The organism is Arthrobacter sp. 05T410, from assembly GCF_056396505.1.
Map to the genome: position 1 here is coordinate 1 of NZ_JBFTLP010000027.1, position 16,413 is coordinate 16,413.

At 67.3% G+C, this 16,413-nt stretch carries 11 protein-coding genes; 2 read left to right on the top strand and 9 right to left on the bottom strand.

Annotation, left to right across the window (positions count from 1 at the left end; genetic code table 11):
* Window positions 1–250 precede the first annotated feature (250 nt).
* Window positions 251–1,207: an IS481 family transposase gene (locus AC1DFR_RS20265; protein ID WP_476874314.1), complete on the top strand. Its 957-nt coding sequence runs from the start codon at window positions 251–253 to the stop codon at window positions 1,205–1,207.
* A 13-nt stretch (window positions 1,208–1,220) separates the two neighbouring features.
* Here AC1DFR_RS20265 and AC1DFR_RS20270 read toward each other — a convergent pair whose 3' ends face one another.
* The 9 genes from AC1DFR_RS20270 to AC1DFR_RS20310 form a co-directional block, all read right to left on the bottom strand.
* Window positions 1,221–3,083, bottom strand: coding sequence for a sensor domain-containing diguanylate cyclase (locus AC1DFR_RS20270; protein ID WP_476874315.1), 1,863 nt, complete (start codon window positions 3,081–3,083; stop codon window positions 1,221–1,223).
* 73 nt (window positions 3,084–3,156) lie between these two features.
* On the bottom strand, window positions 3,157–3,831 hold the full coding sequence (locus AC1DFR_RS20275) for a response regulator (protein WP_230008106.1): 675 nt from the start codon (window positions 3,829–3,831) through the stop codon (window positions 3,157–3,159).
* The gene (locus AC1DFR_RS20280) at window positions 3,828–6,506 is read right to left on the bottom strand and encodes a DUF4118 domain-containing protein (RefSeq protein WP_476874316.1); all 2,679 of its coding nucleotides are present in this window, start codon (window positions 6,504–6,506) and stop codon (window positions 3,828–3,830) included. The genes AC1DFR_RS20275 and AC1DFR_RS20280 overlap by 4 nt, the downstream gene beginning before the upstream one ends.
* A gap of 12 nt (window positions 6,507–6,518) precedes the next feature.
* Window positions 6,519–7,148 carry a K(+)-transporting ATPase subunit C gene (gene kdpC / locus AC1DFR_RS20285; RefSeq protein ID WP_476874317.1) on the bottom strand — a complete coding sequence of 210 codons (630 nt, stop codon included), beginning with the start codon at window positions 7,146–7,148 and terminating at the stop codon, window positions 6,519–6,521.
* Window positions 7,149–7,158: 10 nt separating this feature from the next.
* Window positions 7,159–9,297 carry a potassium-transporting ATPase subunit KdpB gene (gene kdpB, locus AC1DFR_RS20290; RefSeq protein ID WP_476874318.1) on the bottom strand — a complete coding sequence of 713 codons (2,139 nt, stop codon included), beginning with the start codon at window positions 9,295–9,297 and terminating at the stop codon, window positions 7,159–7,161.
* Entirely contained in the window at window positions 9,294–10,961 is a 1,668-nt protein-coding gene (gene kdpA / locus AC1DFR_RS20295) for a potassium-transporting ATPase subunit KdpA (RefSeq protein ID WP_476851792.1), read from the bottom strand. Before kdpA ends, kdpB begins: the two co-directional genes overlap by 4 nt.
* Window positions 10,962–10,968: 7 nt before the next feature.
* Window positions 10,969–11,067, bottom strand: a complete 99-nt coding sequence (locus AC1DFR_RS20300; RefSeq protein WP_344361134.1) for a potassium-transporting ATPase subunit F — start codon at window positions 11,065–11,067, stop codon at window positions 10,969–10,971.
* Window positions 11,068–11,338: 271 nt separating this feature from the next.
* A complete protein-coding gene (locus AC1DFR_RS20305; RefSeq protein WP_476874319.1) occupies window positions 11,339–13,315 on the bottom strand; it encodes an APC family permease in 1,977 nt (658 codons plus the stop codon).
* A gap of 130 nt (window positions 13,316–13,445) precedes the next feature.
* Complete coding sequence (locus tag AC1DFR_RS20310) at window positions 13,446–14,066, bottom strand: hypothetical protein (RefSeq protein WP_476872402.1); 621 nt, start codon at window positions 14,064–14,066, stop codon at window positions 13,446–13,448.
* Between the two features lie 266 nt (window positions 14,067–14,332).
* On the opposite strand from AC1DFR_RS20310, the gene AC1DFR_RS20315 reads away from it, so the two are divergent.
* Window positions 14,333–16,309: an APC family permease gene (locus tag AC1DFR_RS20315; RefSeq protein ID WP_476874320.1), complete on the top strand. Its 1,977-nt coding sequence runs from the start codon at window positions 14,333–14,335 to the stop codon at window positions 16,307–16,309.
* Window positions 16,310–16,413: the final 104 nt, after the last annotated feature.

Here is a 16,413-nt window from a genome sequence, read left to right on the forward strand (position 1 = left end):
CGCGCATATCAGTCTGACAGCGCCGTCGATCACGACGCGCCGGCCGCCCGGGCCAGACAGGGAACGGACACAAAGAGCGGTCCAAGACAAACCAGCCTTGGACCGCTCACCCTTGCCCTCTTGACAAAGAACTCCTACATATCAGGTGTACTGCGCCGGGACGTTGTTGACATGTAGGGCTTGAAAACGAGGAGGACCTCCGGGCTAAGTGGAGCTGTCTAGTTCACACACTTTGCGCTCGGAGGTCCTCGTGTCCCACGCTAATGCCCGGCTGACGGTTCATGGAAGACTCCTGATCGTTGACCGGGTGGCTGCCGGCCGCCCGGTCGCCCATATCGCTGCGGAGCTGGGCGTGTCCCGGCAGACCGCGTACCGGTGGGTCAGACGCTTCCGCGCCGAGGGCGCAGCCGGGCTTCGGGACCGTTCGAGCCGGCCGAGGTCATCACCGGCCCGGACGAGTCCCGACCGTGAGCAAGCCGTCCTGGACGCCCGGCGGTCGTTACGGTTCGGGCCGCTGAGGATCGCTGCGTTCACCGGCGTCCCGGCCCGGACCGTATCCCGGGTCCTGCACCGGCACGGGGTCCCGCGGCTGGCGGACTGCGATCCGCTGACCGGCGCCCCGATCCGCGCCGCCCGGACCACGGCGAAGCGGTACGAACGGGCACGGCCCGGGGAACTGGTCCACCTGGACGTCAAGAAGCTCGGCCGCATCCCGGAAGGTGGCGGCTGGCGGGCCCACGGCCGCTCGGAGCAGGTCAAGGGACGCGGGATCGGTTACGACTACGTCCACGTCGCGATCGATGACCACACCCGCATCGGCTACGCCGAGGTCCTCCCCGACGAGAAGGGCGCCACCGCGGCCGGGTTCCTCACCCGCGCCGCGGGCTACTTCGCCGGGCACGGCATCCAAGGAATCGAACGCGTCATCACCGACAACGCCTTCGCCTACCGCAACTCCACAGCGTTCCGTCAGGCAGTCGCAGATCTCGGCGCCGTTCAGCGCTTCATCAAGCCCCACTGCCCCTGGACCAACGGCAAAGCCGAACGCTTCAACCGGACCCTGCAAACCGAATGGGCCTACCGGCAGATCTTCACCAGCAGCAACCACCGCCAAGCCGCACTTGCGCCCTGGCTCCAGCACTACAACACTGAACGCATCCACACCGGCATCGGAACCACACCCATCACCCGGGTGTCACCAACCTGATGGCTCAGTACATCTAGGCTCCGAGTGTGTCAGCGCCGTCCCGCGCCTGGCCGCTCCGTGCCGGCCCGTTCTGTGCCGGGCTGTTCCGTGCCGGCCCGGCCGGGGCAGGCTGAATCGCCGGGCTGGCGTGGCCGTAGCGGGACGTGCGGTTGCGGCCGCCGTTCTTGGCCTCGTACAGGGCCCGGTCCGCGCAGTCCAGGAGCGAGCCGGCCGCGGCGTCGCTTTGCTCGCAGACTCCGGCGGAGATCGTCAGGAAACCAACCTCCCCGAACGGTTCGGACGCGATGGCCTTGCGGGCGCGTTCGGCGGCGCTCAGGGCCTCGGCACCGTCCGTCTCCGGGAGCAGCCACACGAACTCCTCGCCGCCGAATCGGGCCACGATCTCCTCGGCGCGGGCGACCGCCCGGAGCCTGGCCGCGACCTCCGCCAGGACCACGTCGCCCGTCAGGTGGCCGTGAGTGTCGTTGACCCTCTTGAAGTGGTCGATATCCAGGACGACGGCACTCAGGCTTGTCCCGCGGGTCCGGGACTGCGCAACATGCTCGGCGAGGTGCCGTTCCAGGGCCCGCCGGTTGGGCAAGCCACTGAGGGCATCGGTAGTGGCCTGCTGTTCGAGGTCGGTCCGGGCCTCCGTGTTGCCGATGGCGATCTCGACGAGCTCCGCGAACTGGGCCAGCCGCTCCATCATCGCCTCAGTGACCCCGGTGCGCGACTTCGACGTCAGGCTCACGGCGCCCCACAGGCTGCCGCGGACCCGGATCGGCGCCGCCGCCGCGGACTGGAAGCCGCCGGCGCGCATCTGCTCCGCTGCCTGTCCACCTTCCGCCCGGTAGCGAACCAGGGCCGGCTTGCCGGTCACGGCCACCCGGACAGTGGCCGACTCGTCCGTCGGGGCGAAGATCTGCCGCCGGCTCAGCGTCGGCGGCAGCGTCGGCGCCATGGCGACGATTTCCGCCGAGGATGCGCCCGTGAAACGGACGACGGCGGCGGAATCGACGTTGAACAGGTCGCGGACAATCGCGGCGACCCGCTCGGAGATGGCTGCGGGGGCCGCGTTGCGGGCAACTTGGGTGGCTATCTCGTGCAAAGCCTCCCAAACTTTTTGCTGCTGCAGGCGCTCGGTGATATCAACCGCCACCACCATGCCGGCCGCGGCCTCGTCGTCGGAGTAGACCGGCCCGGCGTTCAGCCGGTAGGTGCGGTGGCCGATCTGCCGGCTCCAGGACACCTTGCGGCCGGCAAGGGCAGCGAGGTAGCGCGGCTCGAGCTCGCTGGCGAGATTGCCCTTGAGCACGTCCTGGATGCGCTGGCCTTCGAGCTCTTCCCTGCGGTAGCCGAAGGTCTCCAGCTCCTGGCCTTCGGCGATCAGGTAGCGCAGCTCGGCGTCGAAGAGGAGGACGAAGACGCCGGGGACGCTCCGCGCCAGGGCGCGGTACCGGTCCATGTCCCGTTGCCGGCGCCGGTCGGCCAGGACACGCTCGGTGATGTCCGTGACCAGGACGAAGAAGCCCTGCACCGCGCCGTCCTGGGTATCGGGGGTGTAGGTCACCTCGGTGAAGCGGGACTGGCCCGCGGCATCCACCAGCGTCCGGTCGAACTGCTGCCGCTTCCCGGCGAGCGCTCCCTCGATGTGCGGCAGGTTGGCCTCCAGGACGGTCTCGCCGAGCACGTCCCGGACATGCATGCCGTGAAGCTGCTGGGGTGCGAAACCGAACCACTCGCAGTAGGCGTCGTTGGCCAGGCGGTTGCGGAGTCCCGTGTCCCAATAGCCCACGAGTGCCGGAATTCCGTTCAGGACGGCCCGCAGCTGCGCCGGGATCTCAGGCAGTGGCGACGGACCGGCATCGTCCCTGTTGAGCGGGCTGCGATTAGTCATTGCCCCAGTATCCATGGCCGGGTTGCCTGGAGGGAAACGTCAGTGTCATCGACCGCCAGCGTGTCAGCGGGACTCAGGGCATGAACCTGTAGCCGATGCCGGCCTCGGTGAGCAGGTGGCGCGGGCTGGCGGTATCCGGCTCCAGCTTGCGCCGCAGCTGCGCCATGTAAACCCGGAGGTAGTTGGTCTCCTTGGCGTAGGCCGGACCCCAGACCCTGGAGAGCAGCTGCTGCTGGGTGATGAGCTTTTCCGGATTGCGGACCAGAACCTCCAGAATCTTCCATTCCGTGGGGGTCAGCCGGACGTCCTCGTGGTCCCTGGTCACCCGGTGCTTGGCAAGGTCCACGGTGAAGGCATCGGTCCTGACCACTGATTCGTGTTCCGGTTCGACGCTGCGGCGCAGCAGGGCCCGCAGCCGGGCCAGGAGCTCGTCCAGGCCGAACGGTTTGGTGATGTAGTCATCCGCGCCGGCGTCGAGCGCCTCAACTTTGTCCTCGGAGCCGTGTCGGGCGGACAGCACCAGAACCGGCACGCTGCTGAAGCCGCGCAGCTCCTTGAGGACGCTGGTCCCGTCAATGTCAGGCAGGCCGAGGTCCAGAATGATGAGTGAGAGCGGGTTCTGAGTGGCCGCCAGCAGTGCTGAGGTCCCGTCGACGGCGGTGGTGACGGCGTAGCCGTTGGCCTGGAGCGTGATCCGGAGGGCCCTGAGCAGATGCGGGTCGTCGTCGACGACGAGGACCGCCGTCATGCTGCGTCCGGTCCGGACGTGACGGGCAGCGCATGACCACGGCGCGCCACCAGCGAGCGGGGCTCGAACGGGGCCTGGGCCCGGTGCCCGTCATACGGGGTCCCCGTCGACAACGGCAGCCGGATAATCATCGTCAGCCCTCCTCCCGGTGTAGCTTCCGCGGTCAGGCTCCCACCCATGGCGTCCGTGAACCCTTTCGCTACCGCAAGCCCGAGCCCGATCCCAGTGGCCTGCGGGGCGTCGTCGAGCCGCTGGAATGGCCGGAACATTTCCAGGACACTCTCCGCAGGGATTCCCCGGCCGTGATCGATGATCCGCAGCTCGCCGGCAGGACGCCCCCCGAGAGTCGCCGGGCTCAGCCCGCCGGCCGCCCCGACCAGGACGATGTCCGAGTCGGGGGCATATTTCACGGCGTTCTCGACGATGTTCGCAATCACCCGCTCCAGCATTCCAGGGTCGGCTTCAATCTCCGGCATGTTTGGAGGCAGGTCCACCCGCACCCTCCCCGCGGGGACGGCGCTCAGGGAACCCTGGATGACCTCATACCAGCGCACGGGTTTGAGCAGGGGATTGACGGCATCCGACGTGATCCGGGACATGTCCAGCAGATTGCCGACCAGCGCGTCCAACCTGTCCGAACACTCCTCTATCGTAGCCAGCAGCTCCTTCTCCTCTTCCTTGGTGAAATGGACGTCGTCGTGCCGAAGTCCGCCGACGGCCAGCTTGATCCCGGCCAGGGGCGTGCGCAGGTCGTGGGAAACGGCCCGGAGGATGGAGGTGCGCATCGTGTTGCTCTCGGCCAGGCGCAGCATCTCCCGCCGGCTCGCCACCAGCTGCTGTCGTTCCAGCTGCGCTGCCAGATGAACCCCGAACGCCCCCAGAAGGCGCCGGTCGCTTGCGGGCAGAATTCGTCCGAACAGCACCAGGCGCGTGGAGGCGTCGATTTCTTCGACGTTGTCGCCGGCGGCATCGCTTCCGGTCCCGTCAGCGGACAGGGCAGGAATTTCACCTACGGCGGCCTGGAGACGCCACTGCCGGTCCGGGCTGGCTCCGCTGTCGCCGTCCGCGAGGCCGTAGCCCAGGCTGAAAACAGCAGCACCACGGACCTGGAAGACGCTCAGGGCTTGTTCCAGCAATGCCTGGACCGTGTCCTCCGAGCCGGCGGCACTGCGCGTCAGGTCACCGAGCGTCGTGGCTTCGGCGCGGGCCCGCGCGGCTTCCTTGGAGCGGCGGGCCGATAGGTCGACCACAAGGGCGACGGCGGCCGAGACGCCTACAAACACCAGCAGCGCCAGGAAATTCTGGGGATCGCTGATGGTGAGGTTGCCCAGCGGCGGGGTCGAAAAGTAGTTCACCAGGAGGCTGCTCCACAGTGCGGCCAGGATGGCCGGCCACAACCCGCCGATCAACGCCACCGCCACCGAGCCGGTGAGCTGGACCAGCATGGCCGCAGCCACATTCTGTTCCGGATTCAAGAGCGACAGCAGGAGTTGCAGGACCACCGGGAGCAGCACAGCAAGACCGAACCCGGCGGCCACCCGGATGCGGCCAAGGTCCCGCTGCCGTGGCGGGCGGGTTCCCCGGCCGCCGAGCGGATGGGAGACCATGTGGACGTCGATGTCGCCGGAATCGCGGACCACCCGGGTGCCGACCCCGCCGCCGAGCAAATTTCCGACCAGGCCGGCGAGCTTTTTGTGCCGCGAGATGCCGACGACGATCTGGGTGGCGTTGACGCTGCGGGCGAAGTCCAGGAGCGCGGCAGCCGGATCCTCGCCGGTCACGATGTGGTAGCTGCCGCCCAGGTCCAGGATCAGGCGGCGCTGGGCTTCCAGCGCCTGGGGCGACTCCTCGGCGAGGCCATCGGCGGACCGGACGTGGACCGCCAGCAGGTCCCCACCGCTGACGCGGTTGAGGATCCTGGCCCCGCGGCGGATCAGGACTTCTCCTTCGGGGCTGCCGGTCAGCCCGACCACGATGCGTTCCCGGGCCGGCCAGCTTTCGTCGATGCCCTGTTCGGCCCGGTACTTGGCCACGCCCTCGTCCACCCGGTCGGCGAGCCACAGCAAAGCCAGTTCACGCAATGCCGTGAGGTTGCCCAGGCGGAAATAGTTCGAGAGGGCGGCGTCGATCTTGTCGGCAGCGTAGATCTTGCCGTCGCCCAGGCGCTGGCGGAGCAGCTCGGGGGAGATGTCCACGAGGTGGATCTGGTCCGCCTTCCGGACGACGGCGTCCGGCACCGTCTCCGCCTGGTGGACATCGGTGATGGCGCTGACAACGTCGCCCAGGGACGCCAGATGCTGGACGTTGACGGTGGAGAGCACGTTGATGCCGGCATCCAGAAGCGCATCGACGTCCTGCCAGCGCTTGGGATTGCCGCTGCCGGGGATGTTGGAGTGGGCGTATTCGTCCACGATCGCGGTCCCTGGCGCCCGGGCCAGGACAGCGTCGAGGTCCATTTCCTCGAACTCCGTGTCCCGGTAGGGCAGCTTCCGCGGTGGAATGACTTCGAGTCCCTCCAGCAGCGCCCCTGTCTCGCTGCGGCCGTGGTCCATGGCGAACGCGACGACGACGTCCTCGCCGCGCTTGCCGAGCCGGTGGGCCTCTTCGAGCATCTCGTAGGTCTTGCCCACACCCGGCGCGGCGCCCAGGAAGATCCGCAGCGTTCCACGTGCCATGCCGTCATTCTCTCACTTGGATTGTGCCGGCTGCGACGGCAGCGCGGCCGCCGCCACGGCGAGGTTGAGGGCAGTCACGTTGACCGACGGCTGGCCGAGAAACGCGACTAACCCACTGCTGGTGTGCTGCTCCACCAGGGACGCAACGGCGTCAGTGCTCAGGCCGTTCGCTGCTGCCACCCGCGCAAGCTGCAGTTTGGCGTACTCGGGTGAAATGTCCGGGTCCAGTCCGGAACCGCTGGCCGTCACCGCGTCGGCCGGCACCGCTGCCGCATCCACGCCTTCAGCGGCGGCGACGGCGGCCCGGTTCGCGGCGACGGCCTCGAGCAGTTTCGGATCGTTGGGCCCGAAGTTGGTGGCCGAGGACGACGCCGGGTCCCACTTCACGGCCGAGGGCCGGGGGTGAAACCAGCGCGGGTCCTGAGCGCCGGCGTCGTTAGCGGATGACTGGGCGATCAAGGCAGACGCGGCCGGGTCGCCGGCGGCGTCCTTGATGATGGAGCCGTTCGCCTGATATGGCGCGATGAGCTGTGCGATGCCGAAAACGGCCAGCGGGTAGGCGACGCCGAGGGCCAGTGTGGCAAAGAGCAGGAACCGCAGTGCGGTGCCGGCCTGGCGGAGGTAGCCGGTGAGTGCGTTCATGGGGGTGTTCCTAGCCGATTCCGGGGATGAGGGAAATCATGAGGTCGATGATTTTGATGCCGATGAATGGTGCGATCAGGCCGCCGAGCCCGTAGATCAGCAGGTTCCGCGCCAGCGCCTGGTTGGCGGAGACGGCACGGTATTTGACCCCGCGCAGAGCCAGCGGCACCAGGGCGATGATGATGAGGGCGTTGAAGATCACTGCGGACAGGATGGCTGAGGCCGGGGTGGCCAGGCCCATGATGTTCAGCAGTCCGAGCCCGGGGAAGGCTGCGGTGAAGAGGGCCGGGACGATCGCGAAGTACTTGGCGACGTCGTTGGCGACAGAGAAGGTGGTCAGGGCGCCGCGGGTGATGAGCAGCTGCTTGCCGATGCCGACGATGTTGATGAGTTTGGTGGGGTCGGAGTCGAGGTCGACCATGTTCGCGGCGTCCTTCGCGGCCGGGGTTCCGGAGTTCATGGCGACGCCGACGTCCGCCGCGGCCAGGGCCGGGGCGTCGTTGGTGCCGTCACCGGTCATGGCCACGAGCCGGCCTGCGGCCTGTTCCTTTTTGATGACCGCGAGCTTGTCCTCCGGGGTTGCTTCGGCCAGGAAGTCATCGACGCCGGCCTCGGCGGCGATGGCCTTGGCGGTGATGGGGTTGTCGCCGGTGATCATGACGGTCCGGATGCCCATTTGCCGCAGTTCGGCGAAGCGGGCGTGCATGCCGGGTTTGACGACGTCGGCGAGGTGGATGGTTCCCAGGATGTCCGCCCGGCCGTCCTTGTCCACCTGGGCGACCAGCAGGGGGGTGCCGCCCTGGGCCGAGATTTCCTGTACCCGGTGGTCGACCTCCGCCGGGGTGTGCCCGCCGAAGTCGGCAACGAATGCCGCCACCGTGGTGGCAGCGCCTTTGCGGATCTGCCGGCCGTCAAGGTCCAGGCCGCTCATGCGGGTGCTGGCGCTGAAGGGGACCACGGCAAAATTGCCGGAGGAGCGTTCAAGTGTGGCCAGATCGGACCCGGTCACGCCCTTGTCCGCGGCGAGGTCCAGGATAGAGCGTCCCTCGGGGGTTTCATCGGCCAGACTGCAGACCCGGGCCGCTTCGATCATCCGGGTCCGCTCCACATGGCTGGCGGGGAAGAAATTGACGGCGCGGCGGTTGCCGTAGGTAATAGTTCCGGTCTTGTCCAACAACAGTGTGGTGATGTCCCCGGCGGTCTCCACGGCACGGCCGGAGGTCGCCAGCACATTGTGCTGGACCAGGCGGTCCATGCCGGCGATGCCGATCGCAGGGACCAGGGCCCCGATGGTGGTTGGGATCAGGCAGACCAGCAGGGCGACAAGCACGATCGGAGACGGCGTGGCGCCGGCCAGGGCGGCGAACGGTGCCAGAGACATCGTCACGGCCAGGAACACGATGGTCAGGGACACCAGCAGGACGTGCAGCGCGATTTCGTTGGGAGTCTTCTGCCGCACGGCGCCCTCCACCAGCTTGATCATCCGGTCGATGAACGTCTGTCCAGGCTCGGCCGTGATGCGGATGACAATCCGGTCCGAGAGGACCCTCGTGCCGCCGGTGACGGAGGACCGGTCACCGCCGGATTCGCGGATCACCGGGGCTGATTCGCCGGTGATGGTCGATTCGTCGACGCTCGCCAGGCCTTCGATGATTTCGCCGTCCGAGGGGATGACGTCCCCGGCCTCGCAGATCACCACATCATTGAGACGCAGCTCCGTGCCGGGCACGTCCCGGGTGGTGCCGTTGGGCTGGCGGAGCCGGGCCTGGACGCCTTTGCGACTGGCGCGGAGGCTGTCGGCCTGGGCTTTGCCCCGGCCCTCGGCGATGGATTCGGACAACGTGCCAAAGAGGACGGTGAGCCACAGCCAGGCTGTGACCGCGATGCCGAACACCGACGGCCGGTACAGGGAGATCGCCGTGCACAGGCCAGCCCCCACCAGCACGGTGAACATGACCGGGGAATGGATCATCTGCCGCGGGGAGAGTTTGCGGACCGCGAGCGGCAGGGCCGCGAGGACGGACGCGAACGTGAGTTTTGCCGGGGCCTTGGTGTGGTGCTTGTGTTCGCCGGGGGTGCCGAGGGGGTTGCCGTCGGCGTAGGTCTGGGCGTCGGTGTCCGTGGCTAATGCCGTGTGAGACCGGGTCATTTGAGGAGTCCTTCTGCGAGGGGTCCGAGGGCAAGGGCCGGGAAGTAGCTCAGGGCGGTCATGATCACTGTCACGCCGAGCAGCAGCGAGCCGAACAGTGGGCCGTGGGTGGGGACGGTGCCGGCGGAGGCGGGAACCTTGCCCTGACGGGCGAGGGAGCCGGCCAGGGCCAGCACCAGGACAATCGGGAGGAGCCGGCCCAGCAGCATGCCCAGGCCCATCATGACCGACATGAAGGGGCCGGAGGTGGTGATGCCACCAAACGCGGAGCCGTTGTTGTTGGCCCCGGACGTGAAGGCGTAGAGCACTTCGCTGAACTGGTGGGGACCGGTTGCTGGCGCGTTGGCCATGATGTCCGGCAGCAGGACGGTGATTCCGGACAGGGCCAGCACCAGGGTCGGGGTGACCAGGATGTACATGGCGGCGAGCTTCATTTCCGTCGGGCCGATCTTCTTGCCCAAATACTCCGGGGTGCGCCCGACCATGAGACCTGCGATGAAGACGGAAATGATCGACAGGATCAGCAGGCCGTAGAGCCCGGAACCGGTTCCGCCGGGAGCGACCTCGCCGAGCATCATGTTCACCATGGCTATTCCGCCGGCCAGCGGCGGCAGCGAATCGTGGGCGACGTTGACGGCGCCGGTGGAGGTCAGAGTGGTGGAGGTAGCGAAGATCGCGCTTGGCACGGGGCCGAAGCGCTGTTCAAACCCCTCGCCCAATCCGCTGGCGGCCGCTGTCGCCGTTCCCTGCCCGGCAGCCACGGCCCAACCCATCAGCGAAATCGAAGCCAGCCACAGGGTGCCCATCACGGCGACCACCGTATAGCCCTGCTTCTGGTCGCCCACCATCCGGCCGTAGGCGTAAGGCAACGCCGAGGGGATGAGCAGAATCAGGAACACCTCAAAAAGACTGATGAAGGCGTTGGGGTTTTCGAACGGGTGGGCCGAGTTGGCATTGAAGTAGCCGCCGCCGTTGGTTCCCAGGATCTTGATGGCTTCCTGGGAGGCGACGGGACCGCCGGGAATGGTCTGGCTGACCCCGGACGCCTGGTTGACGACGTCCGTAGGCCAGAAGTTCTGCACCACACCGCCGAGGACCATCACCACAGCCGCGACGAACGCGATCGGCAACAGGACCCGGAACGAGGTCCGGGCCAGGTCCACCCAGAAGTTGCCCAGCCGGTCGGTGCGGGTCCGGGCGATGCCTCGGATCAGGGCGATAACGACGACGATCCCGACGGCGGCAGAAAGGAAGTTCTGCACCGCAAGCAGGGCCATCTGCACAAAGATGCCTACCGTGGTCTCCGGTACATAGGTCTGCCAGTTCGTGTTGGTCACGAACGAAATGGCCGTGTTCATGGCCACCCAAGGATCCACGCCGGGCAGGGATCCGCTGCCCGGCAGGACGCCCTGCAGCCGCTGGAGGCCGAACACGGCCAGAATGGACACGGCCGAGAACGCCAGGACGCTGCGCAGGTAGACGGACCAAGTCTGCTCGGTGTCGGCGTCGACCCCAGCCAGCCGGTAGAAGAGGCGCTCGGGCCGGGATGACGTTTTGCCCTCGAAAACCCGGGCCAGGTAGATGCCCAGGGGCTTGTGCACGGCCGCCAGAACGATGAGGAGGGCCGCCACCTGGGCAGCAAAGGATGCAGCGTTGAACGTCATGATCCGCTCACCACTTTTCCGGGTGGATCAGGACGGCCAGCAGGTAGCCGAAGAGGCACAACCCGGCCAGCAACAGAACGAGCCACATGATCGCGTCGGCGCTCACTTGCCGCTCTCCGGCCGGTCATCGGCACTGCCGACCATTCCGGCCAGGACGTGGCCGATCCACATGACGAACCCCATGGACACCATGAGGATTCCGATAACAGCCAGGTCGGCCATTGCAGGTTCCTTTCATCCGCGCCCCGTTTGCGGGGCTACTGAAAGTCAATCCCTGCCAAGAGCGAAATAACCGGTTCCTGATGGTTTCTTAACGCCCGGACGGCCGATCTTGACGCAGTCTTAACGGGCGCGGAAAGCGCGCCGTCCCGCGGCCATTAGCCGACGTGGACCCAGGGCCGCCGCGTGACGTCCGGCTCCGCCTCGCGCAGCACTTCGCGCGTGACCGGTGCGATTTCGCCTTCGCCGAAGGCCAGGAACCGCAGCAGGTTGGTGACCGGGTTGCCTTCGGTCCAGCGGAAGTAGATGTGCGGCATCAGACCCGTGACATCGCGGATATGCAGCAGCACCGAGGCGATCGTGTTCGGCACAACAGGTCCGTGGACCTCCAGGATCTGGTACCCGTGCCGGGTGACCCCGCGGACCTCGAGCGCGGTCTCGAAGTCCGAGGAGTCGTCCACGACGACTTCGAGGAACAGCGCCTGGTAGTCCACGGGGAGGTGGCTGACCTCGATCGCGGACGTGAGCTTGTCCAGGTAGGCTTCAGGGCTCAGCCGCAACGGCTCGTGGGCGATGATGGCGATCGGACCTTCCAGGTTGGCGGACATGAACTCCAATGCCTTCCGGTCCATGTGGACATGGGTCGCGTGGAGTTCGAAGGAGCGCCGGATGCGGGAAAGCAGGGAGATCACGATGATGCCCCCGATGAAGAACGCGGCGATCCGGATGCCTTCGGGCCGTTCGATGATGTTGGCCACCGTGGTGTAGATGAACACGACGGCGATGACGCCAAACCCGATAGTGCGTTTGCGCTGTTTCCCGCGCCGGGCGGACAGTGCCACCGCCACCGCGGCGGAGGTCATCAGGACCAGGACGCCTGTGGCGTAAGCGCCGCCCTGGGCGTCGACGTCGGCGTCGAACAGCCAGGTGATCAGGAACCCCACCAGGGTGAACACCAGGACCAGCGGGCGCACGGCCCTTGCCCACCCGGGGGCCATGCCGTACCGGGGCAGGTAGCGCGGCACGAGGTTCAGCAGCCCGGCCATGGCGGAGGCGCCGGCGAACCACAGGATGGCGATGGTGCTCAGATCGTAGACGGTGCCGAATCCGTTTCCCAGGTATTCGTGCGCGAGGTAGGCCAGGGCGCGGCCGTTCGCCGGGCCGCCGGGTTCGAAGTCCTGCGCTGGGATCAGGACCACCGTGGTGAAGCTGGTCGTGATCAGGAAGGCACTCATGATGACGGCGGCAGTTGTCAGCAGCCGGCGGGCACCGTCGATTCGGCCTGCCGGTTTCTCTTCCGTGTCACCGGGGCGTCCCTGGATCTGCGGCATCACGGCCACGCCGGTCTCGAAGCCGGACAGGCCCAGGGCCAGCTTGGGGAAGACGAGCAGCGCGATGCCCACCACCATCAGCGGGCTCCCGTGCTGGGTGGTCAGGGCCAGCCACCAGTCGTCCACGGCAACTGGGTGGGTCAATGTTTCGAATATTGTCGTGACTACCACGACGACGTTCAGGCCCAGGTAAATGCCCACCAGGACGACGGCGACGCCGATGGCCTCCTTGAAACCGCGCAGGAACACGGCGGCGAGCAGAGCCAGCAGGAACAGCGTGACCGCGACGTTCTGGCCCTGCATCCAGGCGGGGGCGAACGGGTTCTCGAGCGCGTGCGCGGTCGCGTCCGCGGCAGAAAGCGTCATGGTGATCATGAAGTCGGTAGCCGCGAACCCCAGCAACACCAGGACGAGCAGTTTCCCGCCCCACCGCGGCATCAGCCGCTCCAGCATGGCGATGGATCCCTCGCCGCGGTGGCTTTCGCCGGCCACCCGGCGGTATACCGGCAGTGCGCCGAACAAGGTCACGGCAACCAGGACCAGCGTGGCCAGCGGCGAAATCACGCCCGCGGCCAGGGCCGCAATGGCCGGCTGGTAGCCCAGCGTGGAGAAGTAATCGACGCCGGTCAGGCACATGACCTGCCACCACGAGTGCTTCTTCAGGTGGCTGTCGCTCACGGCCCCGGGCCCCTGATGGATACCCTTGGCGTCCTGCAGGCCGAACAGCAGCCATTTCCTGAAGTTGTCCCCGGCTCCCGGCCGTGCCGCTGAGGGATCCGAAGGCGGCCTGCTCATCGTGGTCATCTATGCCTCTCCGCGCGATGCCCACCATCGTGTTTACTGCCGACGATAACACCGGAGCCGGGAGCGGCTCCCGCCCCGGGGCCGATCTTGACGGATCTTTAACACCGGCCCGCCGGCGGCGGCACCGGTCTCAGCGGGCTGCGGCGGGGGCGGGGATTTCGATGTAGAGGATGAAACCGGCGGCAGCCGGCAGATACCAGTGCCTGCGGTGCCGTGCGGGCCGGTAGAGGTGTCCGAACGGGTCTGTCACGTGGGCATGCGCCAGCACGTCTTGGCGCCGGAGCTGGACGTCGATGTCCTCGATGCCGGACGGGTGCGAGGCAAGGCCGTCGATGTCGAGAGACCAGGCGCCCCCGGCCGGGGCTGTCCCGCGTTCCAGGGCGAGGGTTTCGAACAGGTCCGAGACCACTTCGTCCCTGGTGGCGGGGTAGAAGCGGCGGAGCCGATGCCCCTCGGGATGCGCGCCTTGTGCGTCCAGCCATGCGTGGCGGAGCCAATGGAATTCCACTTGGCCGCGGGAGGGCCCGAGGACCAGATGACGGTTCGGATCCAGGGCGAGGCGGTAGGCGCTGCCGCTGCGATCGAGGATGCACGCGGCTTCCCCGACGTACTCAAACGCCGCCAGCAGATCCTGTTCCGACCGGTGATAGGAAAAGTCCCCGCTGTCATCGATGACGACGAAATCCCGGGCAATACCGGCACCGGCCGGAAGGTCGGGCGTGTCCTGTGCCGGCCGGGACGTGGTGTTCATGCTGTTTGGCTCCTGCTGGGGATCGGATTGCGGCCACCGTGGCTGCAGCGTCCCCTTGCTTCATAACATCACCGGCGACGCCCCTCGGGACGGTCCTTAATGCTTTCCATATGCCGGCAGGCCATAAATTTGCGTTCTCTTAATGTGGCGGCTCGCCGTGGGCGTTAAGGAACCATCAGGATTGTTGGCCGGACGGTCGTGACGTCTGCGTGCGCTGGTACTCTCGCGGACGGAAGCGGCGCGATGCGTCGCCTGGAAAGGACTACATGACTACCCTCAGCCGGCCACCGGCAGACCCTTCGGCGCCGCGGCCCGACGCCGGGGAGCACTTCAAGAACTGGCTGCTGTTCGGCCTCCAGGACGCCAAGGGAATCCACCAGGGGCCCGGGGCCGTGAGCGACAGCCACCTGAAGAAACACACATGGTGGCAGGTCATGTGCCTGACCGGCGTGGACTACTTCTCCACGCTGGGCTACCAGCCCGCCATCGCCGCGCTCGCGGCCGGCGTGATTTCGCCGCTGGCCACCCTGGTCCTGGTCGCCGTGACCTTGCTGGGCGCACTGCCGGTGTACCGCCGGGTGGCCGGCGAAAGTCCGCGCGGCGAAGGGTCCATCGCCATGCTGGAGCGGCTGCTGCCGCGGTGGGGCGGGAAACTGCTCGTCCTGGTGCTGCTGGGTTTCGCCGCCACCGACTTCATGATCACCATGACGCTTTCTGCCGCGGACGCGACAGCGCACGCGATCGAGAACCCGTTCGCCCCCGACTGGATCCAAGGCCAGAACGTCGCGGTCACGCTGGTCTTCCTGGCCCTGCTCGCTGCCGTGTTCCTGCGCGGCTTCAAGGAGGCGATCGGCGTCGCCGTCGTCCTGGTGGGCATTTACCTCGGGCTGAACGTCGTCGTGGTCATAACAACGATCATCGAGGTCCTGCAGCACCCGGTGGCGGTCGACAACTGGTGGCTGGCCCTGACCACCCAGCACGGGAGCCCGCTGATGGTGGTGGGCATCGCGCTGCTCGTCTTCCCCAAGCTGGCCCTGGGCCTGTCCGGCTTCGAGACCGGCGTCGCCGTGATGCCGCAGATCCGCGGCCACGTCAAGGACACCGAGGAGAACCCTGAGGGCCGGATCAAGGGTGCACGCCGGCTGCTGACGACGGCGGCCCTCATCATGAGCGCGTTCCTCGTCACCACAAGCTTCACCACGGTGGTGCTGATCCCGGCGCAGGAGTTCCAGCCGGGCGGGCAGGCGAACGGGCGTGCCCTGGCCTATCTCGCGCACGAATACCTGGGAAACGGATTCGGCACCGTCTATGACCTGAGCACCATTGCCATCCTGTGGTTCGCCGGCGCCTCCGCCATGGCCGGGCTGCTGAACCTCGTGCCGCGCTATCTGCCCCGGTACGGCATGGCCCCGGAATGGGCCCGCGCGGTCAGGCCGCTGGTCCTGGTGTTCACGCTGGTGGGGTTCGTGATCACCTGGCTGTTCGACGCCGACGTCGATGCCCAGGGCGGTGCCTACGCCACCGGTGTCCTGGTCCTGATGACGTCGGCGGCGATTGCCGTGACGTTGTCCGCGCGCGGCCGACAGCAGCGCAAGCGCACCATCGGGTTCGGCATCATTGCCGTCGTGTTCATCTACACCACGGTGGTCAACATCTTCGAGCGGCCCGAAGGCATCCGGATCGCCGCGTTCTTTATCATCGGGATCATCGTGATCTCCCTGCTCTCGCGCATCCGGCGCTCCTTCGAGCTCCATGCCACGCATGTGCGGATGGACACCCCGGCCCTGGAATTCCTGGCCGCCAATGAATCCGGCCCCATCGCGATCATCGCCCACGAGCCGCTGCGTCTCACTGCCCAGGCGTACCTGGACAAGCTCACGTCCGCGATCGAGGTCAGCCACCTCCCGCTGGACTCCCAGGCACTGTTCCTCGAAGTCGTCGTGGACGACTCCTCGGACTTCGAGACCGCGCTCGAGGTCCGCGGGGTCAGCCGGCACGGGTACCAGATCCTGGAGGTCCACGGGCCAGTTGTTCCGAACACGATCGCCTCCGTGCTGCTGCACATCCGCGACGTCACCGGACTGATGCCGCACATCTACTTCCGCTGGACGGAGGGAAACCCGTTCACCAACCTCCTGCGGTTCCTGGCTTTCGGCGAAGGCGAGATCGCCCCGGTGACGCGCGAAGTGCTGCGGGAGGCCGAGCCGGACGTCACCCGGCGTCCATGGGTCCACGTCGGCTGAGACCGCGCCCGGCGGCAGGCGCAAGGCCACAAGTGCCTCGAACACAAGCGCCTCGAACACAAACGCCCCTCCGGAGGAATCCTCCGGAGGGGCGTTGTGGTCTT